The 22,488-nt window shown below is 73.2% G+C and carries 19 protein-coding genes and 1 pseudogene; 12 read left to right on the top strand and 8 right to left on the bottom strand.

Going from position 1 to position 22,488, the window contains the following annotated elements; genetic code table 11:
• Window positions 1–26: 26 nt before the first annotated feature.
• Window positions 27–980: an inorganic diphosphatase gene (locus tag Q7L65_RS03930; protein ID WP_304718932.1), complete on the top strand. Its 954-nt coding sequence runs from the start codon at window positions 27–29 to the stop codon at window positions 978–980.
• On the opposite strand, the gene Q7L65_RS03925 is transcribed toward Q7L65_RS03930, so the two are convergent.
• Window positions 977–1,756, bottom strand: coding sequence for an SDR family NAD(P)-dependent oxidoreductase (locus Q7L65_RS03925; protein ID WP_304718931.1), 780 nt, complete (start codon window positions 1,754–1,756; stop codon window positions 977–979). The two genes, Q7L65_RS03930 and Q7L65_RS03925, sit on opposite strands and share 4 nt — an antisense overlap.
• A gap of 75 nt (window positions 1,757–1,831) precedes the next feature.
• Window positions 1,832–2,668, bottom strand: coding sequence for a helix-turn-helix transcriptional regulator (locus tag Q7L65_RS03920; RefSeq protein WP_304718930.1), 837 nt, complete (start codon window positions 2,666–2,668; stop codon window positions 1,832–1,834).
• 207 nt (window positions 2,669–2,875) lie between these two features.
• On the opposite strand from Q7L65_RS03920, the gene Q7L65_RS03915 reads away from it, so the two are divergent.
• The gene (locus Q7L65_RS03915) at window positions 2,876–3,148 is read left to right on the top strand and encodes a hypothetical protein (protein ID WP_304718929.1); all 273 of its coding nucleotides are present in this window, start codon (window positions 2,876–2,878) and stop codon (window positions 3,146–3,148) included.
• Here Q7L65_RS03915 and Q7L65_RS03910 read toward each other — a convergent pair.
• The 3 genes from Q7L65_RS03910 to Q7L65_RS03900 all read right to left on the bottom strand — a co-directional run bounded on the left by Q7L65_RS03910 (window position 3,135) and on the right by Q7L65_RS03900 (window position 7,793).
• Complete coding sequence (locus Q7L65_RS03910; protein WP_304718928.1) at window positions 3,135–4,775, bottom strand: sulfatase-like hydrolase/transferase; 1,641 nt, start codon at window positions 4,773–4,775, stop codon at window positions 3,135–3,137. The two genes, Q7L65_RS03915 and Q7L65_RS03910, sit on opposite strands and share 14 nt — an antisense overlap.
• Window positions 4,772–6,256, bottom strand: coding sequence for a beta-propeller fold lactonase family protein (locus Q7L65_RS03905; protein ID WP_304718927.1), 1,485 nt, complete (start codon window positions 6,254–6,256; stop codon window positions 4,772–4,774). The genes Q7L65_RS03910 and Q7L65_RS03905 overlap by 4 nt, the downstream gene beginning before the upstream one ends.
• Window positions 6,257–6,368: 112 nt before the next feature.
• Entirely contained in the window at window positions 6,369–7,793 is a 1,425-nt protein-coding gene (locus tag Q7L65_RS03900) for an MFS transporter (protein ID WP_304718926.1), read from the bottom strand.
• A gap of 80 nt (window positions 7,794–7,873) precedes the next feature.
• Here Q7L65_RS03900 and Q7L65_RS03895 point away from each other — a divergent pair, with 80 nt between their 5' ends.
• The 3 genes from Q7L65_RS03895 to Q7L65_RS03885 all read left to right on the top strand — a co-directional run bounded on the left by Q7L65_RS03895 (window position 7,874) and on the right by Q7L65_RS03885 (window position 10,707).
• A complete protein-coding gene (locus tag Q7L65_RS03895) occupies window positions 7,874–8,386 on the top strand; it encodes a MarR family winged helix-turn-helix transcriptional regulator (RefSeq protein WP_304718924.1) in 513 nt (170 codons plus the stop codon).
• 87 nt (window positions 8,387–8,473) lie between these two features.
• Window positions 8,474–9,973, top strand: a complete 1,500-nt coding sequence (locus Q7L65_RS03890) for a flavin-containing monooxygenase (RefSeq protein ID WP_370552516.1) — start codon at window positions 8,474–8,476, stop codon at window positions 9,971–9,973.
• Between the two features lie 128 nt (window positions 9,974–10,101).
• Complete coding sequence (locus Q7L65_RS03885; protein WP_304718922.1) at window positions 10,102–10,707, top strand: DUF4389 domain-containing protein; 606 nt, start codon at window positions 10,102–10,104, stop codon at window positions 10,705–10,707.
• Window positions 10,708–10,733: 26 nt separating this feature from the next.
• Here the strand turns inward: Q7L65_RS03885 and Q7L65_RS03880 are convergent, their stop codons facing one another.
• Together Q7L65_RS03880 and Q7L65_RS03875 are read right to left on the bottom strand one after the other, a co-directional pair.
• Window positions 10,734–11,297, bottom strand: a complete 564-nt coding sequence (locus Q7L65_RS03880) for an HhH-GPD-type base excision DNA repair protein (protein WP_304718921.1) — start codon at window positions 11,295–11,297, stop codon at window positions 10,734–10,736.
• 10 nt (window positions 11,298–11,307) lie between these two features.
• The gene (locus Q7L65_RS03875) at window positions 11,308–11,994 is read right to left on the bottom strand and encodes a hypothetical protein (RefSeq protein ID WP_304718920.1); all 687 of its coding nucleotides are present in this window, start codon (window positions 11,992–11,994) and stop codon (window positions 11,308–11,310) included.
• Window positions 11,995–12,113: 119 nt separating this feature from the next.
• Between Q7L65_RS03875 and Q7L65_RS03870 the strand changes: the two genes are divergently transcribed.
• From Q7L65_RS03870 to Q7L65_RS03850, 5 genes are all read left to right on the top strand, one after another.
• Window positions 12,114–13,667: a S8 family serine peptidase gene (locus Q7L65_RS03870; protein WP_304718919.1), complete on the top strand. Its 1,554-nt coding sequence runs from the start codon at window positions 12,114–12,116 to the stop codon at window positions 13,665–13,667.
• A gap of 122 nt (window positions 13,668–13,789) precedes the next feature.
• Complete coding sequence (locus Q7L65_RS03865; RefSeq protein ID WP_304718918.1) at window positions 13,790–15,448, top strand: glycoside hydrolase family 9 protein; 1,659 nt, start codon at window positions 13,790–13,792, stop codon at window positions 15,446–15,448.
• 29 nt (window positions 15,449–15,477) lie between these two features.
• Window positions 15,478–16,140: a response regulator transcription factor gene (locus tag Q7L65_RS03860; RefSeq protein WP_304718917.1), complete on the top strand. Its 663-nt coding sequence runs from the start codon at window positions 15,478–15,480 to the stop codon at window positions 16,138–16,140.
• On the top strand, window positions 16,137–17,423 hold the full coding sequence (locus tag Q7L65_RS03855; protein ID WP_304718916.1) for a HAMP domain-containing sensor histidine kinase: 1,287 nt from the start codon (window positions 16,137–16,139) through the stop codon (window positions 17,421–17,423). Before Q7L65_RS03860 ends, Q7L65_RS03855 begins: the two co-directional genes overlap by 4 nt.
• A 35-nt stretch (window positions 17,424–17,458) precedes the next feature.
• Window positions 17,459–18,568, top strand: a complete 1,110-nt coding sequence (locus Q7L65_RS03850) for a hypothetical protein (protein WP_304718915.1) — start codon at window positions 17,459–17,461, stop codon at window positions 18,566–18,568.
• Between the two features lie 36 nt (window positions 18,569–18,604).
• On the opposite strand, the pseudogene Q7L65_RS27670 reads toward Q7L65_RS03850, so the two are convergent.
• A pseudogene (locus tag Q7L65_RS27670) lies at window positions 18,605–18,715 on the bottom strand (DUF899 domain-containing protein); the annotation flags it as partial.
• Between the two features lie 161 nt (window positions 18,716–18,876).
• On the opposite strand from Q7L65_RS27670, the gene Q7L65_RS03845 reads away from it, so the two are divergent.
• Entirely contained in the window at window positions 18,877–21,258 is a 2,382-nt protein-coding gene (locus tag Q7L65_RS03845; protein ID WP_304718914.1) for a hypothetical protein, read from the top strand.
• A 76-nt stretch (window positions 21,259–21,334) separates the two neighbouring features.
• Complete coding sequence (locus tag Q7L65_RS03840; protein ID WP_304718913.1) at window positions 21,335–22,480, top strand: FAD-dependent monooxygenase; 1,146 nt, start codon at window positions 21,335–21,337, stop codon at window positions 22,478–22,480.
• The last annotated feature ends 8 nt before the right edge of the window (window positions 22,481–22,488 follow it).

The following is a 22,488-nucleotide window of genomic DNA, read 5'->3' as shown; positions in this document are numbered from 1 at the left end:
GCCGCCCAGCAGGAGGATCTCGCGAAGTGTCAGCCCGCCCCGTCGTGATCGAACAGCTGCGCTTCGGCGTCAGCGACCTCGCCCGCAGCCGCGCCTTCTACGCGCGGGCGCTCGCGCCGCTCGGACTCGCCGAGCTGGAACCGGCCGCGGCGGACGTCGAGGTCGAGGAGATCGTCTTCGGGCTCGCCGGCACGGTCGCGTTCCGGCTCGCCGTCCACGCCGCTCCGGCCGCGTCGCTGCAGGTCGGCTTCGCGGCGCGCGGGCGCGCCGAGGTCGACGCCTTCCATGCCGCCGCGCTGCGAGCCGGCGGCAGCGACCACGCGGCGCCGCAGCTGCGCGACGAGCGCGGTTCCGCGACGTACGGCGCGACGGTCGTCGATCCCGACGGCCACCGCGTCGAGGTCGTCGCGCGCGGCGCCGCCGTCCACGCCGACGCGCTCGCCGCCGACCCGCGGCTGATCGCGGTGATCGAGATCCCCAAGGGGACGCGCAACAAGTACGAGTACGACCCGGTCCTCGGCGGCTTCACGTTCGACCGGCTGCTGATGACGGCCGCCGCCTACCCGGCCGACGACGGCTACTTCCCCAACACGCTCGGCGAGGACGGCGACCCGCTCGACGTGCTCGTCTGCCTGTCGGAGCCGACCTTCCCGGGCTGCCTGATCCCCGTCAAGCCCGTCGGTCTCTTCAAGATGCGCGACGACCAGGGGATCGACGACAAGGTCATCTGCGTCCCGCTGCACGACACCAACTGGGGCGGCTACGACCACCTCGACGAGCTGCCGGAGCTGCTGCGCAACGAGATAGCCCAGTTTTTCGCGATCTACAAGGACCTCGAGGGCAAGACGGTCGAGGTCGGCGGCTGGCGCTCGCGCGAGGACGCGCTCGCCTCGATCGAGGCCGCGCACGAGCGCTTCGACCGCCGCCGTGAGGAGACCGGGCTGTCGTTCGACGGGCCGGGCGGCGGGCTGCCTGCCTAGAGGTGCGTGCCGCCCGAGACCTCGATCCGCTGGCCGGTGACCCAGCGGTTGCCGCTCGACAGCAGCGCCGCGATCGCTCCGCCGACGTCGTCGGGCTCGCCGACGCGGCCGAGCGCGGCGTGGCCGGCGAGCACGCTGCGGACCTGCTCGTCGTCGCGCATCGCGCCGCCGCCGAAGTCGGTCCCGATCGGGCCCGGCGCGACCGTGTTGACGGTGATCCCGCGCGCGCCGAGGTCCTGCGCGAGGTGGCGGGTGAGGACCTCGATCGCGCCCTTCATCGCCGCGTACGCCGCGATGTCGGGGGCGGTGAAGCGCGTCAGCCCGGTCGACGTGTTGACGATGCTGCCGCCGTCGGCAAGCAGCGGCAGCAGCGCCTGCGTGAGGAACACGACGCCCTTGAAGTGGACGTCGACGAGCGCGTCGAAGTCGGCCTCGCGCAGCTGCTCGAACGGCCCCATCACGGCGAAGCCGGCGTTGTTGACGAGGAAGTCGAAGCTGTCGCGCTGCCAGCGCTGCTGCAGGAGCGCACGCACGTCGGCGGCGAACTGCGCGAAGGAGGCGACGACGGCGACGTCGAGCTGCAGCGCGACCGCGTCGCCGCCGTCGGCGACGATCTGCGCGACGACGGCGTCGGCCTCGTCGGCGTTGCTGCGGTAGGTGGCGATCACCGCGACGCCGTCGGCGGCGAGGTGCAGGGCGGTGCTGCGGCCGAGGCCGCGGTTGGCGCCGGTGACGATCGCGATCTTGCGGGTGGTGGTGTCCGTGGGGGAGGTCATGCGCTCCACGGTGCCGCGTGGACGGCCGGCCTGAAAGGGGAGCGTCCATCCACGGATCGGCGATCCGCCCCTGCCTCAGCCCGCGAACTGCTGGTCGCCGATCACCGACAGCAGGCGCAGGCGCTCGTAGTCGTCGCTGCCCGGCGTGGCGGTGTAGACGAGCAGCGACTGCGCCTCGTTCTCGGCGATCAGGACCTGGCACTGCAGCGCGATCGTGCCGACCTCGGCGTGGATGATCCGCTTGCGCTCGGGGACTCTGACCGCGACCTCGTGCTGGGGCCACAACGCGGCGAACTCCTCGCTCTCGCGCTGCAGCCGCTGCACCAGCTCGTCCACGCGTCCGTCACCGGGCTCGCGCGCGAGTGCCCTGCGCAACGACGCGACGTACGCGCGGCTGTGGCGGGCGTGGTCCTCCTGCGGATAGAAGCGGCGCTCGTCCGGACCCGCGAACCAGCGGTAGAAGAGGCTGCGCGAGGGGCCGGTGAAGCGCGTCTGGTCACCCAGCAGCGCGGTCGCGAGCTGGTTCTGCACGAGCGTCTCGGCGAGGTCGGTGACGACCTGCGCGGGGGTGTCGAGGCGGTCGAGCACGCGCAGCAGCGCCGGGCTGACGTGCTCGGTCCGCACCGCGTGCGACGGCGCGGTGTGGCCGGCGAGGCGGAAGAGGTGGTCGCGCTCGTCGATCTCCAGCCGCAGCCCGCGCGCGATCGAGGCGAGCATCTGCTCCGACGGCTGCGGCCCGCGCTGCTGCTCCAGCCGGCTGTAGTAGTCGGTCGACATGCTCGCCAGCGCCGCGACCTCCTCGCGCCGAAGCCCGCTGGTGCGCCGTCGCGGCCCGCTCACGAGTCCCACGTCGGAGGGCTGCAGCGCCTCGCGTCGGCGCCGCAGGAAGTCCGCAAGCTGCGCTCTGTCCATCGGTCCATTATGGGCGCGCCTCTGCACCGCAGCCAGGGATCGCCGATCCCCGGCTGGCGCGCGATCCGGGGATCGGCGATCCGGGGAGCGGCGGCAGGCATCGGCTGGCCCCGCGTCGCCGCGCGCGGGCCCGGCGTGCGCGCGCCCGCGCGGCACTAGCCTTCACGCCCGTGGAATTCGCGTTCACACCCGCGCACCACGGCGGTCGTGGCGCTCGCGCCGGCCGGCGGCTGGGCGGTCGGCGACGAGTCGTTCCAGCGGACGCTCGGCCACTTCATCACGATGCAGGAGCTGCTCGCGGCCGCGATCCCGCACGTCGACGCGATCGTCGCCTCACCCGAGGGCCGGCGCCGCGCGACCGAGTTCATCGCGACCAACCACGAGCACATCCCGGCCGAGCTGGACGGCATCGGCCACTGCCCCCAGCTCGACGTGCCGCTCGAAGCGGCCCAGCTGATCGCCGGCTTCACGCAGCGCTGAGCGGCTGCAACCGCGTCTTCTCGACGCGCGCGAGCTTCGCCCGCATCCGCCGGTACTGGCGGTCCTGCATCGGCGTGCGTCTGTGCCCTCTGAACGCGAGGTTGACGCGCTCGAAGGGGTCGTTCTGCAGGTCGTACAGCTCCCACTGGTCCGGCTCGTTGCCGTCGGCGTCCCAGTAGCGCGCGATCTTCCAGCGCTGCTCGCGGATGCTGACGATGTGGTTCGGCGGTCTCGGGTACGGGCCTCTCGGCTGGCCCGATTGGTAGTCGTCGTACGTGAAGACGGTGTAGTCCTGCACCGGCTTCGCGGCCTGCTGGAGGATCAGGTCGGAGTAGTCGACGCCCTGCCAGTCGGCGCGCGCGCTCGACGGCGCGCCGACGAGGCTCGCGAGCGTCGGCAGGAAGTCGACGTGCGAGACGAGCGCGTCGGTTCTGCGCGGCTTCTTGAACAGCCTCGGGTTGGAGTAGACGAGCGGGACGTGCGTCGACTCCTCGTACGCGTTGAAGTTCTTCTGCCGCATCCCGCCGTGGGCGGTGCCCATCTCGCCGTGGTCCGCGGTGGCGATCACGAGCGTGTTGTCGAGCAGTCTGTTCTTCTCGAGCGTGTCGAGCAGCTCGACCAGGTACGCGTCCGAGGACTTCATCAGGTTGCCGTAGAAGTTCAGGTAGTTGCGCTTCATCTGCGGCGTCGGGATCGGGCCGGAGGCGTTGAACAGTCTGAGGAACTGCGCCTGCACGGTCGGCTTCGTCGAAAGGTCCTCGTTCGCCGTCACGGGCGGCTCGATCTCACCCTGCAGCCACGAGTCGTCGTAGCCGCTGCTGTCGTACGTTCTCGGATAGAAGAGGACGTCGTGCGGGTTCACGAGCGAGACGACCATGAAGAACGGCTGGCTCTGCGCGGCGGCTGACGACAGGTACTGGACCGCGCCCTCGGTGCCCGCGTCGGGCGTGCCCTGGTCGTTCATAAAGCGGCCGTCGTTGTCGTAGCTGCCGCCGCCGGCCTCGGGCGCCGACTGGTTGGCGCCGGCGTCCGGCGGATCCCAGCGCGTGAAGCCGTACTTGTTGACGTCCTCGGGCACCCAGTCGGCGCCGGCCGGCTTGTTGCAGTGGAACTTGCCCTTGTAGACGGGCGTGTAGCCGGCTGCCGCGACGACGCTCGCCGGGTTTCTGAGGCCGGTCGACAGCTCCACCTGCGGGTACTGCGGCGAGGGCATGTTCGTCTCGAGCGTGTACTTGACGCCGTGCTGCGCGGGGAAGTAGCCCGACATCAGCGTCGAGCGCGCGGGCGAGCACATGCACGCGTTCGTGAACGCGTTCTCGAACGTCAGGCCGTGTCTCTGCAGGCGCGTGAGGCCGGGCAGGTTGCGTCTGGACCAGCCCGGCGGGAAGTGCTGGACCGCGCGCTGCTGATCGGTCAGGAAGACGAGCACGTTCATGCCCGCGGCGCTGCGGCCGGCGCCGGCGTGCGCCGGCTGCTCGCGTCTGGCAGCGGCCGCGGCCTGGCTGGCGAGCAGCAGCGCGGGCGCGGCTGCCGCGGCGCCCTTGAGCAGGTCCCCGCGGGTGAGGCCGTCGCGGCCGTCGCCGTCGGGGATGTCGCGTGGAGGCCCGTCTGTCGCGTTGCTTCTCATCTCGTACCTCGCGCTCGTGTCATCGCTTTGGTGACGCGCTTGAAGACGGCGACCGCGTCGCTTCTGAACGCCGCGGCGTAGACGTGCTCGCCGTCCGGGCTGAGGGCGATCGAGCTGACGCCCCGCAGCGCGCGCGCTGGCGTGCAGTCGGGGATCGGGCCGCTCGTCATGCAGCCGGTGCGGCGCGGCTTCTGCATCAGCGCGCCGCTGCCGGCGGCGCGGTCGAAGACGTCGAGCGCGCCGGAGCCGAACGCGGCCGCGTAGACAGTCGCGCCGTCGGGCGCGACGGCGAGGCCCTCGGGCTCGCTCAGCGCCCGCCCGAGCGAGCAGCCGACGGCGAGCACGTAGATGACACAGGCGGAGGTGCCGCTCTGCTGCGTCAGCGTGCCGCTGCCCGCCGCGCGCGTGAAGGAGGTGAGGCTGTTGCTCGTCAGCGAGGTGACGTAGACGTCGCCGTCGTCGGGGCTGACCGCGACGGCGTTGGCGCCGCCGAGCCAGAGGCCCGTGGTGCAGCCGGCGAGCGCCGCGTTGACGATGCAGCCCGTGCCGTCGGCCGCCTGCGTCAGCGCTCCCGTGGAGGCGTTGCGCGTGAGCACCAGCAGGGCGTTGCTGAGCGCGGTCGCGACGTAGACGTTGTCGCCGTCGCCGCTGATCGCCATGCCCTCGGGCGCGCCCAAGGCGAGCACGGTGGTGCAGCCGTCGGTGGCGGCGTTGACGAGGCAGCCGCTCGCGTCGGCCGGCTGCGTCAGCGCGCCCGCGGAGGCGTCGCGCGCGAAGACCGCCAGCGCGTTGCCGGTGAACGAGCCGACGTAGACGTTCTTGCCGTCGGGGCTGACGGTGACGACGTCCGGGCCGGCGATCCCGCGGCCCGTGGCGCAGTCGGCGACCGGCACTCTGCCGGCGATGCAGCCGGCGACGCCGGGCAGTTGGCTCAGCGCGCCGGTCGATCCGTTGCGGCGCAGGGCCACGACGGCGTCGCTCTTCAGCGAGGTCGCGTAGACGTTCCTGCCGTCGGCGCTGACGGCGAGCGAGTTGGGACCGTCGAGGCCGCGGGCGCTCGTGCAGCCGGAGGCGCCTCTCGCAGCGATGCAGCCCGCGCTGCCGGAGCGCTGCGTCAGGCGGCCGGTGCGCGCGTTGCGCGTGAAGATCGCGATCGCGTCGCTGTCGGAAGCGGCGACGTAGACGTTGCGCCCGTCGGGGCTGACCGCGATCGCGTTGGAGCCGAGGAACGGGCCGGGCCCGCTCAGCGCCCGCACCGGCGCGCAGCCTCTGCGGGCTCTGGGTCTCGCGGAGCGGTCGACGACGCAGCCGCTCGCACCGTCCAGCTGCACGAGCGAGCCGGTCACGCTGATCGGCGACCGGCTCGGCTGCGGTCTCGGCGCGGCGAGCGCGACGGCCGGCGTCGCAACGGCGCCGGCGAACGCGAACGTGGCCAGGAGCGCGCGAGGCGCGCGGCGGGAGATGGGGGAGGGGATTCGCATCAGCCGTGACGCTTGCCTGCGAGCGTGTCGATCAACCCGCTCACGGACTGCGGCGCCGAGCTTACGCCCATCCTCGGACTGCTGGAGAATCATCGTCCAGAAAGGTCGAGGGCTACGCCGCCTGCGCCTCCGCGATCTGCTCGGCGTCGGGCGCCAGGCGCGGCGAGACGAGCGCGATGCCGACGTTCAGCAGCGCCATCACCGCCGCGATCAGGAGACCGCGGTGGAAGCCCTCGACGAGCGCGTCGGACTGCGTCGCGCCGGCCGCGAGCGCGTCGCCGCTGCGCGAGGTCGCCAGCGTCGTGACGATCGCGAGGCCGAGCGCGCCGCCGACCTGGAACGCCGCCGTCACGAGCCCGGACGCCGCGCCCGCCTCGTGGTGTCTGACGTCGGCGATCGCGGCGATCTGGTTGGAGACGCCGACGCCGGTGATGCCGAAGCCGAACAGCAGCAGGCCGGGCAGCAGGCCGCCGGCGAAGCTGTCGTCGGCGCCCGCGCGCGAGAGCAGGTAGAGGCCGGCGGCGCTGAACAGCGCGCCGCCGATGTGGACCGGGCGCGTGCCCAGCCGCGTCACGACGTTGGAGGCGACGGCCGCGCCGACGATCGCCGCGATCCCCATCGGCAGGAAGTGCAGCCCGGCCTCGAGCGCCGAATCGCCGCGCACCTGCTGCAGGAAGATCGCGGTCAGGAAGAACATCGCGAGGAAGGCGGCGCCGTTGAGCGCAAGTGCGCCGGAGGCGGTCCGCAGGCCGGCGGAGCGGAACAGCCGCAGCGGCACCAGCGGCGCCTGCGAGCGGGCCTCGACCATCAAGAACGCGCCCAGCAGCACGACCGCGCCGCCGAGCAGGCCGAGCACCTCGGCCGAGCCGAAGCCGAGCGGTTCGGCGCGGATCACGCCGTAGACGAGCGCGAGCAGGCCGGCGGTGCCGAGCACGGCGCCGGCGCTGTCGAACGTGCGCGGGCCGGTGATCTCGGCGCGGCTCTCGCGCACGATCAGCGGCGTCGCGACCACGAGCGCGATCCCGATCGGGACGTTGACGAAGAAGACGGCCTCCCAGCCGAGCGCGTCGACCAGCACGCCGCCGGCGATCACGCCGAGCGTGCCGCCGAGGCCGGCGAGCGCGCCCCACAGGCCGAGCGCGATGTTGCGGTCGCGGCCGTGCGCGAACGTGACCGTGAGGATCGAGAGCGCGGCAGGCGACAGCAGCGCGCCGCCGAGGCCCTGCACCGCGCGTGCGGCGATCAGCGTGCCGGGCGACGGCGCGAGGCCGGCGACGAGCGAGCTGGCGGTGAACAGCGCGAGCCCGGCGATGAAGACGGCGCGCCGCCCGAGCAGGTCGGCGGCTCGACCGCCGAGCAGCAGGAAGCCGCCGAACGTGAGCGTGTAGGCGCTGATGACCCACTGCAGCCCCTCGGCGGAGAAGCCGAGATCACCCTGGATGTCGGGCAATGCGACGTTCACGATCGTCACGTCGAGCACGACCATGAACTGCGCCAGCGCCAGTACTGCAAGAACGGTCCAACGGTTTCGTCGCATGTGCGAACACTTCCTAAAGCGTTTAGTGGCTGAACGATTAGGTCGCCGAAGGTAGCACCGCGCGGTGTATCATTCAAGAGGTGAACGATTCAGCTGACATGCAGGGCCGCACCGAGGGCGAGCGCGGGCACGGCTGCCTCGGCGGCGCGCCGATCCCGCGCTGCGCGGCCGGCAGTGCCGCGCTGCTGCTGTCGTGGGCCGGCACCGCGATCGCCGACAGCGGCGACGAGCGCCTCTCGGTCGTCGGGATCGACGCACGCGAGTACTCGATCCTGTCGATCCTCGAGACCGACGGGCCGGGCTCGCAGCAGGAGCTGGCGAGACTGCTCGGCAAGGTCCCGGCGATCGTCGTCTCCGCCGTCGACTCGCTGGAGCAGCGTGGTCTCGTCGAGCGCACGCGCGACCCCTCCGACCGTCGCCGCACGCGCGTGACGCTGACCGCCGCCGGCACCGACACGCTCGCGGAGGCGCACAGAGTCGCCGACGCGACCGTCGCGGAGCTGTTCAGCGGCCTTGACGCCGCCGAGCTGCGGCAGCTGCAGGAGCTGATGACGCGCGGGATGGGACTCGACCAGCCGGTCGCGCCGGCCTGAGGCGGCGGCTCGGGCGCTGAGCGTCTACGCGCCCGGTACTCGCGGGTACCGGCGCGCACCGCCCGTACGTTGGGCAAGATGGATCGCATGCCGCACGAACACGTCGACGTGCTGATCGTCGGTGCCGGCCTGTCGGGCATCGGCGCCGCCTGCCACCTGCTGGCCGACTCGCCGGGCAAGTCGTACGCGATCCTGGAGGCGCGCAGCTCCAGCGGCGGAACGTGGGACCTGTTCCGCTACCCCGGGATCCGGTCCGATTCGGACATGTTCACGCTCGGCTACGCGTTCAGACCGTGGCGCGAGGCGAAGGCGATCGCGGACGGCCCGTCGATCCTCAGATACATCCGCGACACCGCGCAGGAGCACGGCGTCGAGCAGCGGATCCGCTACCACCACCGCGTCGTGCGGGCCGAATGGTCCTCGGTGCAGTCGCGCTGGACCGTCGAGGCGCTGCGCACCGACAGCGGCGAGACGGTCCACCTCACCTGCAGCTTCCTCTTCGGCTGCACCGGCTACTACCGCTACGACGAGGGCTACACGCCGCAGTTCCCCGGCACGGAGCGGTTCCAGGGCGAGATCGTCCACCCGCAGCACTGGCCCGAGCAGCTCGACTACAGCGGCAAGCGCGTCGTCGTGATCGGCAGCGGCGCGACCGCCGTGACGCTGATCCCGGCGATGGCCCCGCAGGCCGCGCACGTGACGATGCTGCAGCGCTCGCCCAGCTACGTGCTGTCGCTGCCGGCGCGCGATCCGCTCGCCGACGTGCTGCGCAAGCGGCTGCCGGCCAAGGTCGCGTACCCGATCGTGCGCTGGAAGAACGTGCTCGTCAGCTCGCTGCTGTTCCAGCTCAGCCGGCGCACGCCGCGCCTGATCAAGGCGCTGATCCGCAAGGGCGTCGCGCGTCAGCTGCCGGAGGGGTACGACGTCGACACGCACTTCGCGCCGACGTACGACCCGTGGGACCAGCGCCTCTGCCTCGTCCCCGACGGCGACCTCTTCAAGGCGATCCGCAGCGGCGACGCCTCGGTCGTCACCGACCGGATCGAGACGTTCACCGAGCACGGCATCAGACTCGCCTCCGGCGCCGAGCTGGAGGCGGACGTGATCGTCACCGCGACCGGTCTCAACCTGCTCGTGCTCGGCGGCATGGAGATCGTCGTCGACGGGCGCCCGGTCGACCTCTCGCGGACGGTCGCGTACAAGGGCATGATGTTCAGCGGCGTGCCGAACCTGGCGCTGACGATCGGCTACACGAACGCCTCGTGGACGCTGAAGGGCGACCTCGTCGCCGAGTACGTCTGCCGGTTGATCAACCACATGGACGCGGGTGGCTACGCGACCGTCACCCCGCGCCTCCCTGACGCCGCGCTGCCGACGGAGCCGTTCATCGACCTCAGATCCGGCTACGTGCTGCGCTCGATCGACGACCTGCCGCGGCAGGGTCCGGCGACGCCGTGGCGGCTGCATCAGAACTACCCGCGCGACGTCGTGATGCTGAAGTACGGATCGGTCGAGGACGACGCGATCGAGTTCGCGCGCGCCGCCCCGGCCCCCGCAGCGCCGCCGCAGCCCGTGTCCGCTGCCTGACCCGTTTGGGGGGTATTGGGCCGACGGGGCTCAACTACGGCACGCAGCTGCCGATTCTCAGGGCGACGCCGCGCGCGCCGGAAGCCGCCGCGCGCGGGACCCCTTTTGACCGCACCGGGAGGTGCTGCATGTATCCCGTCACCTTCGATGCAGAGTTCGTCGAGCAGCGCAGTCGACTGACGAGCTTCTTCCGTCTGATCATCTCGATCCCGTGGCTGATCGTCAGCATCTTCTGGGGACTCGGCGCCGTCGTCTGCGCCGTGATCGCGTGGTTCGCGATCGTCTTCACCGGCCGTTATCCACAGGGCCTCTACGACTTCGTCGGCAAGGCGCTGCGCTACAACGCGCGCGTCAACGCGTTCCAGCACCTGATGACGGACAGATATCCGTCGTTCGGCGGCGACGAGGACCCGGACTACCCGGTCCACCTGCGGATCGCCCCGCCGCTGGAGCACTACAGCCGCGTCAAGACGTTCTTCCGCGTGATCCTGATGATCCCGGTCTTCATCCTGCTCTACCTGATGGAGATCCTGGCGCGCGCGATCGGCGTGCTGTCGTGGGTCGTGATCGTCGTCACCGGCCGCCAGCCGAAGGGCCTCTTCGACGTCGTCAAGCTCGTGGTCGCCTACCAGGCGCGTGCCGGCGCGTACCACCTGCTCGTGACCGAGACCTACCCGCCGCTGACGCCCGAGGACAGCGAGCCGGGCTACTCCTCGTCGGTCTCGCCGGCGTAGCCGGTCGCGCGCGCGGTGCGGCTCGCTCAGCCGGGCCGCGCCGCAGTCGCGCGGGCGCGCGCCCACTCCGCTTTGTGCTGCTTCTTGGCGGTCTGGTAGTCGGTCAGCGCCTGCGCCGAGTCGACGTCGCCGAGCGTCGGGTGCCACGGCACCAGTTCCTGCGCGGCGGCGAGGTCGTAGTGCTTGGCGAGCACCGCGCCGAGCGACGTGACCTTCATCGTGCCGAAGCCGGGCAGCGCCAGCAGGTTCGCGCGCAGTTCGGTCGCGTCGGCCGCGTCGCTCCAGACGCGCGCCGCCTCGCCGTCGTACTCGTCGCGCACGTGAACGGCCAGTTCCTGCACCCGTCTCGCCATCGCGCCCGGGTAGCGGTGAATCGCCGGCTTCTCGCGGAACAGCGGCTCCAGGTCGGCGGTCGCGAGCGCCTCGACGTCGAGCGAGCCGAGCCGCTCCTGCAACGCCAGCGGCCCGGCGAACGCCTTCTGGACCGACACCTGCTGATCGAGCACGAAGCCGATCAGCAGGGCCATCGGGTCGGTCGCGATCAGCGCGTTGGCGGGATCGGACGCGGTGAACCAGAGGCGGTCGGGCACGCTCCTGATGTTAGCCCGCCACCGCCACCGATCTGAGGCTGCCGACCTTGATCGCGACGATTCTCGCGTTCTGCGCGCGCCACGACGCGCCGAGCAGCGTGCACGTCATCGTCGCGTCGTGCGGCGCGTCGAAGCTGACCGCCAGCATCGTGTTGACGGTCGCGCCGAGGCCGGTGCTGTCGGGGGCGATCGTCAGCGAGGTGTCGCTGGCGGTGGCAGCCGCGAGCGTGCAGGAGGCGGAGAAGGAGCCTCTCGGGGCGCCGCGCGTGACCGTCGCCTTGCCCGAGATCACGTAGGCCCCGGCGGGGAGCTGCGGCAAGGTCACGACCGTGACGTCTTCGCTGTCGGGGCCGTTGACCGTGCCGTCGTTGTGCGCCTCGAAGGCGTCGGAGGGACCGGCGGGGCCAGCCGGGCCGGCGGGGCCGGTCGCGCCCGGCGCGCCCGCGGCTCCCGGCGCGCCTCTGGCGCCGTTGGAGCCGGGCGAGCCCTTCGGTCCGCGGGGGCCGCGCGTGCCGGAGACTCTTCTCGCTCTTCTCTTTCTCGCGGTTCTCTTCGCCGCGGCGGAGGCGGTCGGGCCGTTGCCGCCATGGCCGGGCGCGGCGAGCGCGGCGGCGCTCATCACGCCCGCGCTCGGCAGCGCGAGCGCGATCACGAGGGCGACGGGGAGCGTGTGCCGGCGGTGCACGGACGATGACATCGGGACCTCCAAGACGGTCGTCGGGGTTGACAACGGCCAGCCTCCCACGGATAGGCTGAAGCTTCCATGAAGTGGTGCTTCATGTGTTCTTCATCGACCGATCGGCAGGCTGCGCAGCCATGACCAGACGACGTCTTCTCACCACGGGCCTGCTCGCCGCCTGCGCCGCGGCCGCCGCCCTCCCGTCGTTCGCCTCCGCGGCGGCGCCGACCGATCCACAGGCCGCGGCCCAGCAGCCGCTGCAGCTCATGCACGTCGGCGAGGCGCTCGACCTGATCGCGAGACCGCTCGCCGACGTGCCCGTGATGGTCGCCGACACCGGGCTGGAGTGGAACAACCCCGACATCGCCCCGCGCCTGTGGAGAACGCCGGTCGACAGCCAGGTCGCCGATCCTGACAACGACACGACCCGCGACGTGCCGGCCGGCTCGATCGGCTGGGACTTCATCGGCGGCGCGAACCCGGGTAGAAGCACCAGACCGGACAGAGACCCGGCCGACCCCGACGGCCAGAGCGGCCACGGCACCGCTGTGGCCGGCGTGCTCGGCGCCGCCTGGAACAACGGCCAGGGCGGCGCCGGCGTCGCGCCCAACGCCCGCTTCCTCGCCGCGCGCACCTGCTGGGACGGCGACCTCTGCTTCGAGCACATCCAGGGGGCGGCGATCGACTGGGCGGCCGGGCTCGGCGTGCGCGTCGTCAGCTTCAGCTGGCTGTCCGGCCCGCTCGACGCCGACTCGCCGCTGCGCACGGCGATCGTCGACCACCCGAACGTCCTGTTCGTGACGATCCCGTCCGGCAACGGCGGCGCCGAGGACGCCGACCCGCAGGATCCGCAGCCGTGCAACCTCGGCGTGGGCAACGTCATCTGCGTCTCGACCTCCTCGCCGACCGACGGGCTCGACTGCGGCGCCTTCGGGGCGAGATCGGTCGACGTCGCGGTGCCGACGCAGAACAATTTCACGACCCGCAACGGCTTCACGCTCGGCGGCCCCGTCTCCCAGGGCCCGACCGGCTGCGCGACCAGCTGGGCCGCGCCGACCGCGGCCGGCATCGCGACGATCCTGTTCGGGATCGACCCCAGCGCCACCCCCGCGGACGTGCGCAGCGCGATCGTCGACAGCGCGCGGCCGGCGGCGGCGTGGCAGGGCAGATCGGTCAGCGGCGGGATCGCCGACGCGGCCGCCGCCGTGTCGCTGTTCCAGCAGCGCCGCGGGATCGCCCCGGCGACGCCGCCGGCGAGAGTTCCCGCGCCCGTGACGCCTGCGCCGACGCCGAGAACGCCGCCGACGATCCCGCCGAGATCGACCCGCGACACGACGCCGCCGCAGCTGAAGGTGGTGCGCAGAGGCCTGAGCCTGAAGGTGACGCCGTCCGAGCGCGCGACGCTGACGGTGCGGATCGAGCGCGCTCAGCCGGGCCGCCGCTCCAGAGGCGCCTGCCGCCGTCCGAGCCCGAGACTGCGTCGCGCGCCGCGCTGCACGCGCTGGGAGCGCGTCACGAGCGTGAGCCAGTCCGGCGTCCCGGCCGGCTCCGCGCGCACGCTCAGATTGCCGCTCGCCGCCGGCAGACGCCGCCCGCTCGCGCGCGGCAGCTATCGCGGCGTGCTGGTCGCGACCGACGCCGCCGGCAACAGCAGCAAGCCGCGCACGTTCGCGTACGAGATCAGACGATGAGTTGGCGACAGGACGATTCGCGCGCGGGAGGCCGCGCGCGGATCAGTCGTGCGCGAACGGGCGCGCTCGGCGCGCGGCTGGGCGTCCGGCTGCGGAGGGGCGCACACGACGGGTCGCCGGTCGTGGCCGTGCTGCTCGCGCTGGGAGCGGCAGCGTGCGGTGCATCGTCCGCGTCCGCGACGCCGCCGGACGCGATCCGTGTCGGTGGGCCGAGCGCTCCCGGCGACGCGAAGGTCGCGATCGTCGGGAGCGGGGGCGACCTGCGCGGGCGTGCCTTCCGCGTGGTCGACAGCAGCGGGCGTGCGGTGCTGCGCGGGCGGCTCGCGGGCGCGGGCGGGAGCGCCGCGCCATGGCGTCATGCGGCGCGTGCGGATCTTTCGCGCGTGCGGGCGCCCGGCGCATATCGCGTCCGCTTCGGCGACCTGACCTCACGTCCGTGGATCGTGCGGACGAACGCCGTGTCGGCACCGATCCGCGCGATCCTCGGCTTCTTCGCCGCCAACGCCGACGGCCGCGAGCCATCGCCCGCCCACGGTCCCGCGCATCTGCGCGACGCGGTCGTCGCGACGGGCCCGCATGCGGGCGAGGCGTTCGACCTCACCGGCGGCTGGATGGACGCGGGCGACATGCTCAAGTTCACCCACACCACCGCCTACGCCGCGGCGGCGCTGCAGGTCGCGGCGCGCCTGGACCGGGCCGACGCACCCGCGCTCACCGCAGCCGCCGACGTCGGCGTCCGCTGGCTGCTGAAGGCCCACCCGGCGCCGGACCTGTTCATCGCCCAGGTCGGCGACGAGCGCGACCACGAGCTCGGCTTCCGCGACCCCGCCGGCGACGATGCCTCCGGCAAGGTCGGCATCGCGACCCGCGTCGCCTACGCGAACATCGGCGGCGACCTCGGCGGCAAGGCCGCGGCGGCGCTGGCGCTGGCGGCGGAGCGTGCGGGGGCAGCTCCCGCGTCGCAGGCGGCGTCCGCTCCGGCCCTCCTCGACGCCGCCCGCGACTGGTACGCCGCGGGCGTCGCGGCCGGCGGGGTCGCGCCGAAGCTCGGCGCTCCGAGCGGCGACTTCTACAGCGGCGACACCGCGCAGGACGCACTCGCGGCCGGGGCGGCGGCGCTCTACCGCGTCACCGGCGAGCGACGGTACCTCGACGACGCGCTCCGCTACCTCGGCGCGATCACGCCCGACGGCCGGCTCGGCTGGAACGCGATGGCGGGCTTCGCCGCCGCGGACCTGTGCGGCGCGCTCGGGGCACCCGGCGCCGCCGATCGTGCCGCACGTGCGACGGCGTGCGCGGCGCTCGGCGCGCAGGGGAGAGCGGCGCTGGCGCGCGCCCGCCGCGGCGCGTTCCGCACGCCCGGCGACTTCACGTGGGGGCAGACCGGCGAGAGCAGCGGCGCAGGCGCGCTCGCCGCGTTCGCCGGCGGCGCGATCGGCCTGCCCGGCGGCCTCGCGGGCGGCGCCGCAGCGCGCGACTGGCTGCTGGGCCGCAATCCGTGGGGCGCCAGCTTCGTCACCGGCTACGGGCCGAAGGCGCCGCGCCATCCCCACCACTGGTCCTCGCTCGCCGGTCCCGGCCGCCCGCGCGGGGCGGTCGTCGGCGGCCCGGCGCCGCTCGCCGACATCCTCGCGCAGGATCTCGGCGCTCCCCGGCGCAGCCCGTTCGACACGGCGGGCGCGACCTACGAGGACCGGGTCGACGACTACGTCACGTCGGAGCCGGCGATCGACTACGCGGCCAGCGCGGTGCTGCTGCTGGCGGCGCTGGCGGGGCGGTGAGTCGCTTGACGCCGCAGTATTCTGGCGCGATGCGAGTCCTCGTCGTCGAGGATGAGGCCGAACTGGCCGCCGCGGTCATGCAGCGGCTGCGCGCCGAGTCGTTCGGCGTGGACGTCGCCGCGACCGTCGCGGAGGCCCGCTTCCATGCCGACGTCCACCCCTACGACGCGATCGTGCTCGATCGCAGGCTGCCCGACGGCGAAGGTCTGGAGCTGTGCCGCGAGTGGCGCGCGGCCGGCGTCGAGACGCCGATCCTGATGCTGACCGCGATGGACGACGTCGAGTCGGTCGTCGCGGGCCTGGAGGGGGGCGCCGACGACTACCTCGCGAAGCCGTTCGCGACCGAGGTGCTGGTCGCGCGCCTGCGCTCGCTGCTGCGGCGCGGGCCGGTCCGGCGCCAGACCGTGATCGACGTCGGCGGCCTGCGGATCGAGCCGGCGCGCCGCCGCGTGCGCAGGGACGGCGTGATCGTCCCGCTGACCGCGAAGGAGTTCGCGCTGCTGTCGTTCCTGGCCGACCGCGCCGGCGAGGTCGTCGATCGCTACGACGTGCTGGAGCACTGCTGGGACCACGCCTACGAGCCGGAGTCGAACGTCGTCGACGTCCACGTCGGCGCCCTGCGCCGCAAGCTCGGCGCCGCGACGATCGAGACCGTGCGCGGCGCGGGCTACCGGCTGGTGGACGAGGCGTGAGCGGACAGCAGCTGGGCCGCCTGCGGTGGCGCCTCACGGCCGCCTTCGCCGTCCTGACCTTCGTCGTGCTCGCGGTCTTCGCGACGGTCGCGGTGCTCGCCGAGGGGCAGCGGCGGCACGAGCGGCTCGACGCGCGCGTGGAGCAGACCGCGCTCGCGGCCGACGGCTACGCCTATCCGCAGGGCAACCCGAGCAGACTGGTCGTCGACCGCCAGCCGGTCGGCTACTTCGGGCCGCAGCGGCGGCCCGGCGCGCCGGTCGTCGTGGTCGCGCTCGACGGGCGCGTGATCGCCGGCCCGCGCGACAGCCTCGACGCGCCCGCGGCCCGGCGCGCGCTGGCGATCGCGCAGCGCCAGCAGGACCTCCACGTCTACGACGACATCGCGGCGGGCGAGGATGCCCGGCTGGCGACGAGCCCGATCTACGGCGACGACGGGATGCTCGCGACGATCGTCGCGTTCGAGCCGTTGTCGGAGGCGGGCGTGCGCTCGGCGGCGCTGACGATCGGCGGCGTGGCACTGCTGCTGTGGCTGCTGACGGCGGCGGCCGGCTGGCTGCTGGTCGGGCGCGCGCTGGCGCCGGCGGTCGCGGTGGCCAAGCGCGAGGAGGCGTTCCTCGCCGATGCCGCGCACGAGCTGCGCACGCCGGTCGCGGTGATCCGCGCGCGCGCCGAGCAGGCGCTGCGCGAGGAGGGCGAGTCGGCGCCAGCGGCGGGCGCGCTGCGCTCGATCGAGCAGGCGGCCGAGCGCGCCTCGGGCACGATCGCCGACATGCTCGAGCTGGCACGCCTCGACGCGCGCCGCGGACGCGTCGAGCGCGAGCCGCTGCGGCTCGACCTGCTGCTGGAGCAGGTCGCCGACGACTACCGCGAGCAGGCGTCGGCGGCCGGCGCCGAGCTGAGAACGCGCGTGGACGCCGAGGCGGTCGTGGAGGGCGACGAGCGCCTGCTCGCCCGCTCGATCGCGAACCTCGTCGAGAACGCGATCCGCTACGGCGCGGTCGGCGGCGAGATCGAGCTGTCGCTGGAACGCGACGGCGACCTCGCGCGGATCGCCGTCGCCGACCGCGGCCCCGGCGTCCCGCCCGCCCAGCAGGCCGCCGTCTTCGACCGCTTCCACCGCGCGACCGCCGCAGCCGGCGGCTCCGGCCTCGGCCTCCCGATCGCCCGCCTCGTCGCCGAGGCCCACGACGGCACGCTGGAGCTGGCCCCGCCGCAGGAGGGCCGCCCGGGAGCGCGCTTCGTGCTGACGCTGCCGCTGCGCGCAACGCCGGCCCGCTCCTGACGGCCACGGCGCCTACGACAGTGAGGACCTCGCGCGTGACACCAGCGCGTCGGCGTCGCCGGTCGAGCAGCCTGGCGCGAGCTGGTAAGACACTGCGTATCGCGACCTCGTCGAACAACCGGCAGCTCGAGCTGGGGATCTCGGACTCGGACGCGCCGACGGTCACCGAGCCCTACTGGGACGGGCTCGGGATCGGGCGCGCGCGGGTCGTCGTGCCGTACGACGTCGCGACGACGAGCGGCGCGGCAGGGATCAGACGGCGCGCGAACTTCGAGGCCTACCGGGCGAACGCGGCCGCGAAGGGCGTCGAGCTGCTGGTCGTGCTGGCGCCGAGCGCCGACGTGCGCGCACCCGGCACGCGGGCGCCGCTGGCGCCGAGCGCGGACGAGTTCGCGGCGGCGTTCGCGGCCTTCCGCGAGCGCTACCCGGACATCCGCACGATCGCGCCGTGGAACGAGCCGAACAACCGCGACGGACGCCACTACGCGCTCGGCGGCGACCCGCAGCTCGCGGCCGACTACTGGCTGCGGGCGCACGAACTCTGCGGCGGCGGCAACGCGAACGCCGGCCGCGCTGACGCCGCCGACGCGGGCGCCGCCAGCCGGGTCACCCTCGTCGCCGGCAGCTTCGCCGGGATCGTCGGAGACGACCGTTACGTCGACGCCTACCAGCGCCGGCTCGCGCGGGCCGGCGCGGCGCCTGACGTGTGGGCGTTTCACGCGCACGGCGACGCGAACGCGTTCCAGGAGCACGGTTCCGCCGACGCGCGCGTGACGCGCTACTACCTCTCCAAGTTGCAGGGCCGCTGGGCCGGCGCGCGGATCTGGATCGACGAGATCGGCGCGCGCTACCGCGACGCGCACGGCGTCGTGTGGGGCGACGAGTCACAGGCGCGCGCGACGCAGTTCGTGCTCGGCCTCGCGACGCTCGACCCGCGCATCGAGGCGATCTACTACTTCAACTACTCCAACCAGTGCGCGCAGCCGAGCAGATGCGCCGTGCAGGATCGCGGGCTCGTCTCGCCGACCCCCTTCGACGGCGAGCCGCCCGACTACGACGACGCGAACCGCCGGCGTGCCGCCTACGACGTGATCGCCGCCCGCGGTCCGGTGATCGCTCCGGCCGCGCACCACTGGTGGCGCTGAACGGCGCGCTCCGTCGGCGGAGCGCTGGAACGCCGCCTACGCGTCGTGCGCGTCGTACTCGTCGTGCAGCCGCCACCACTCGTACGGCGCCGTCTGCGGCGTGCCGGCGGGGGCGTCCTGCCATCTCTCCTGCCGGCCGAACGCGGTCCGACCTGCTGGGCACCCGGGGAGCTCGCCGCGTCGGCGTGACCGCTTGCCCGCCGCTGCGCGACCGTTCGCCGGCCCGAAACGCCGCAACTCGGGGCAGTGTCACAAGATCGTCACAAGCACAGCGCAACCTCGGCACGCCGGCGGTGTTCTGGTTGGTCGTGGGGTACTCGAACTACGCGAACGCACGCGCCCTGCGGGGGGCGCTGCTCGCAGCGGCGCTCGTCGCCGGTCTGCTGACGGCCCTGCTGGGCGCCGCGACACCTGCCCGTGCGGTGGAGCTCGGCATCTCCGACTCCAACGCGACGACGCTGAGCGAGCCGTACTGGGACGGGCTCGGCCTCAAGCGCGCGCGGATCGTGCTGCCGTGGGACGTCGTCGACACGAGAGGTCCGGCCGGCACCAGACGGCGCGAGGACTTCGAGGCGTTCCGCGCCGGCGCGGCCGCGAAGGGCGTCACGCTGCTGATCGCGTTCGCCGCCAGCGCAGACATACGCAACCCCGACGGCTCCGCGATCGCCCCGACGCCGGAGCAGTTCGCCGACGGCTTCGCGAAGTTCCGCAACGCCTACCCCGACGTCACCACGATCGCGCCGTGGAACGAGCCGAACAACCCCGACGGGACGACCTATCCGCTCGGCGCCGACCCGGCGCTGGCGGCGCAGTACTTCCTGATCGCGCAGTCGATCTGCCCCAGCGGCTGCACCCTCGTCGCGGGCGACTTCGCCGGGATCGCGGGTGACGACGCCTACGTCGACGCGTACCAGACGGCGCTTGCGGCCGGCGGCGTGTTCCCGGCCGTGTGGGCCTTCCACGCCCACAGCGACATCAACGCCTTCCAGGCCGGCGGCCCCGACAGCGCGCGGATCTCGCGCTACTACCTCAGCAAGTTCCAGGGCCCGTGGGCGAATTCGCGCATCTGGATCGACGAGATCGGCGCCCGCTTCCGCGATCCCGGCGGCATAGTCTGGGGCGACGACTCGCAGGCGCAGGCGACGCAGTTCCTGCTCGGGCTCGCCACGCTCGATCCGCGGATCGACCAGATCTACTACTACAACTACTCGAACCAGTGCGCGACGCCGAGCAGATGCGCGCAGCAGGATCGCGGCCTCGTCTCGCCGAGCCCGTTCGACGGCCAGCCGCTCGACTACGACGGCATCAACCGACCCCGTTCGGCGTACAACGTGATCGCCGCTCGCGGCCCCGTGATCCCGCCCGCCGCGCCGGTCCCGCCGGTCGTCGCGATCACGACGCCGGCGCAGAGCGCCGCGCTCAACACCGCCACGCCGACGTTCAGCGGCACCGCCGCGTTCGGCGGCCGCGCCGCCCCGACCGTGATGTTGCAGATCTTCCCGGGCGTATCCGGGACCGTCAGCAGCACGCCGGCGCAGACGATCAGCACCCCGCTGGCGGCGGGCGCCTGGTCGCTCAGATCCGCCGCGCTGCCCGACGGCGCCTACACCGCGCGCGCCTCGCAGCAGGGCAACCCCAGCTCTTCCGGGATCAGCCAGGACGTCGTCTTCTCGGTCGACACCGTCCCGCCGACCTCGACGATCACGGGCGCCCCGCCGGCGCAGACCGGCTCGCGTCTCGCGACGCTGTCGTTCACCGCCTCGGAGGCCGGCTCGACCTTCACCTGCTCGGTCGATCGGGCCGCCTACAGACCGTGCGCGGCGCCGCTGAGACTGGCCCACATGAGACTGGGATCGCACTCGGTGCGCGTGCGCGCCGCCGACCCGGCCGGCAACGTGCAGACGAGACCGACGCTCGTGAGCTGGCGCGTCGTCTCGCTCGCCAGCGCGCTGCTGCCGCGCACCGGCGAGCTGGGCGCGGCGTTCAGCAGCGGGGTGCCGCTGACGGTCGCCTGCGCCGACTCCTGCCGCATCGACGCGCGCCTGTACATGCCGCGCACGACGGCGGCCAGAGCCGGCATCGCCGGCCGCGGCCTCTCCAAGAGCGATCCGGCGCGGCCCGCCGGGAAGGCGTCGAGCTACCTCGTCGTCGGCGGCGCGAAGCTCGTGCGCACGCGCGCCGGCAGCGGCGCGCTCGCGCTGAGACTGCGCGCCGGATCCGCGTCGGCGCTGAGCGCGACGAGATCGGTCGGCGTGCGGATCGGCTTCACGCTGCGTCCGAAGAACTCGAAGCCGACGGCGGTCAGCCGGCCGGTCACGCTGGTGCGCGCCGGCGCGCTGGCCGCGCTCGCCGCCAAGGGCCTGCCCGCGACCGTCGCGTGCGCCAGCGCGTGCAGCACGAGAACAGCGTTGTGGGTGCCGCAGACGAGCGCGAGAGCGTTGAGAGCGCCCGGCCGCAGCGTCGCCGGCGGCCGCAGAACCGGGCTGCCGAACGGCCGTTACGTCTCGCTCGGGAGCGCGACGGTGACGCGCAGAAGCGGCGGCGCCAGCGACCTGACGCTCGTGACCCCGCGCGCGATCCGCGGCCGGCTGCCGAGACTGCCCGGCCTCAGCGTCCGCGCGGTCGCGCGCATCAGCGGCCCCGGCACGCCCGCCAGCATGCTCAGCTGGCCGCTTGCGTTGCCGCGCTGACCGGCACGACTTGACCGTTCGCGTTTCGCGCCGATAACAGGGCCGAGGCGTAAATCCAACGGAGGTCGGGTCAGACATGGCGCAGGTGCAGAAGGTGGTCGTCGCGGGTGGCGGCGTCGGCGGCTTGACGGCGGCGATCGCGCTCGCGAACGCGGGCGTCGAGGTCGAGGTGCACGAGAAGTACGACCACCTGCAGACGCGCGCGAGCGGCTTCACGATCTGGTCGTACGCGATCAGGCACCTGCTCGACCTCGGCGTCGACGGCGACCGGCTCGCGCAGCTCGGCTCGCCGATCGAGCGGACCGACATCCGCTCGCGCCACGGCAGGCTGATCGAGTCGCTCCCGGTCGGCGAGGTCTCGCGCAGACTCGGCGCGCCGACCTACGACATCCAGCGCCAGGGCCTGCAGCAGGCGCTGATCGAGACGCTCGGCGCCGACAAGGTGCGGATGGGCTCGGAGGTCGTCGGCTTCGAGCAGGACGACGACTCCGCGACCCTGCTGCTGGCCGACGGCGGCCGCGCGAGCGGCGACGTCGTGATCGCCGCCGACGGCACCCACTCGGTCCTGCGCGACCCCGTCTGCGGGTCGCATCGCGAGCTGCGCTACTCCGGCTTCAGCGGCTGGAGCGCGGTGATCCCCTTCACGCACGAGCTGCTGCCCGAGCGCCACCACGTCGAGATCTGGGAGAAGGGCTCCAAGGGCGGCGTCGCCGACGTCGGCGGCGGCAACGCGCGCTGGTACGCGCTGCAGAAGGCGCCGGCGGGCGGCACGAGCGTCACCAAGGGCGAGATCCTCGCGCACATCGTGGGCTGGTACGAGCTGCTGCAGGACGCGGTCGAGCGCACGCCGCAATCCGCGATCGTGCGGACGGAGGCATGGGACATGGCGCCGCTGAAGTCATGGATCGACGGCCGCGTCGTGCTGATCGGCGACGCCGCGCACGCAACGACGCCGTTCGCCGCGATGGGCGCCTGCATGGCGATCGAGGACGCGACCTGCCTCGGCAGACTGCTGACCGAGCAGCCCTACGAGTCAGCCTTCGCGCAGTTCGAGCTGGAGCGCAAGAAGAGCGCCGAGGCGGTCGTCAAGCACGGCAGACGGATGGGGCACATGTCTCAGCTGCAGAGCACCATCGCGCTGTGGATGCGCGACGAGTTCCTCGCGCACGTGCCTGAGCCGCAGCTGGAGCAGATCGCGTTGGAGATGGCGTCTGGCAGATAGCCGCGCGC

It is taken from the genome of Conexibacter sp. CPCC 206217 (assembly GCF_030646165.1).
GTDB lineage: Bacteria > Actinomycetota > Thermoleophilia > Solirubrobacterales > Solirubrobacteraceae > Conexibacter.
The sequence above is the reverse complement of the archived record's forward strand: the minus strand, read 5'-3'. Positions and strand labels throughout refer to the sequence as shown.

What these genes read in the sequence shown, in the direction of transcription:
- Q7L65_RS03885 (WP_304718922.1), top strand. Translation starts at nt 10,102, where the DNA reads ATGTATCCCGTCACCTTCGATGCAGAGTTCGTCGAGCAGCGCAGTCGA.
- Q7L65_RS03925 (WP_304718931.1), bottom strand. Translation starts at nt 1,756, where the DNA reads ATGACCTCCCCCACGGACACCACCACCCGCAAGATCGCGATCGTCACC.
- Q7L65_RS03910 (WP_304718928.1), bottom strand. Translation starts at nt 4,775, where the DNA reads ATGAGAAGCAACGCGACAGACGGGCCTCCACGCGACATCCCCGACGGC.
- Q7L65_RS03905 (WP_304718927.1), bottom strand. Translation starts at nt 6,256, where the DNA reads ATGCGAATCCCCTCCCCCATCTCCCGCCGCGCGCCTCGCGCGCTCCTG.
- Q7L65_RS03870 (WP_304718919.1), top strand. Translation starts at nt 12,114, where the DNA reads ATGACCAGACGACGTCTTCTCACCACGGGCCTGCTCGCCGCCTGCGCC.
- Q7L65_RS03900 (WP_304718926.1), bottom strand. Translation starts at nt 7,793, where the DNA reads ATGCGACGAAACCGTTGGACCGTTCTTGCAGTACTGGCGCTGGCGCAG.
- Q7L65_RS03840 (WP_304718913.1), top strand. Translation starts at nt 21,335, where the DNA reads ATGGCGCAGGTGCAGAAGGTGGTCGTCGCGGGTGGCGGCGTCGGCGGC.
- Q7L65_RS03920 (WP_304718930.1), bottom strand. Translation starts at nt 2,668, where the DNA reads ATGGACAGAGCGCAGCTTGCGGACTTCCTGCGGCGCCGACGCGAGGCG.
- Q7L65_RS03875 (WP_304718920.1), bottom strand. Translation starts at nt 11,994, where the DNA reads ATGTCATCGTCCGTGCACCGCCGGCACACGCTCCCCGTCGCCCTCGTG.
- Q7L65_RS03890 (WP_370552516.1), top strand. Translation starts at nt 8,474, where the DNA reads ATGCCGCACGAACACGTCGACGTGCTGATCGTCGGTGCCGGCCTGTCG.
- Q7L65_RS03860 (WP_304718917.1), top strand. Translation starts at nt 15,478, where the DNA reads ATGCGAGTCCTCGTCGTCGAGGATGAGGCCGAACTGGCCGCCGCGGTC.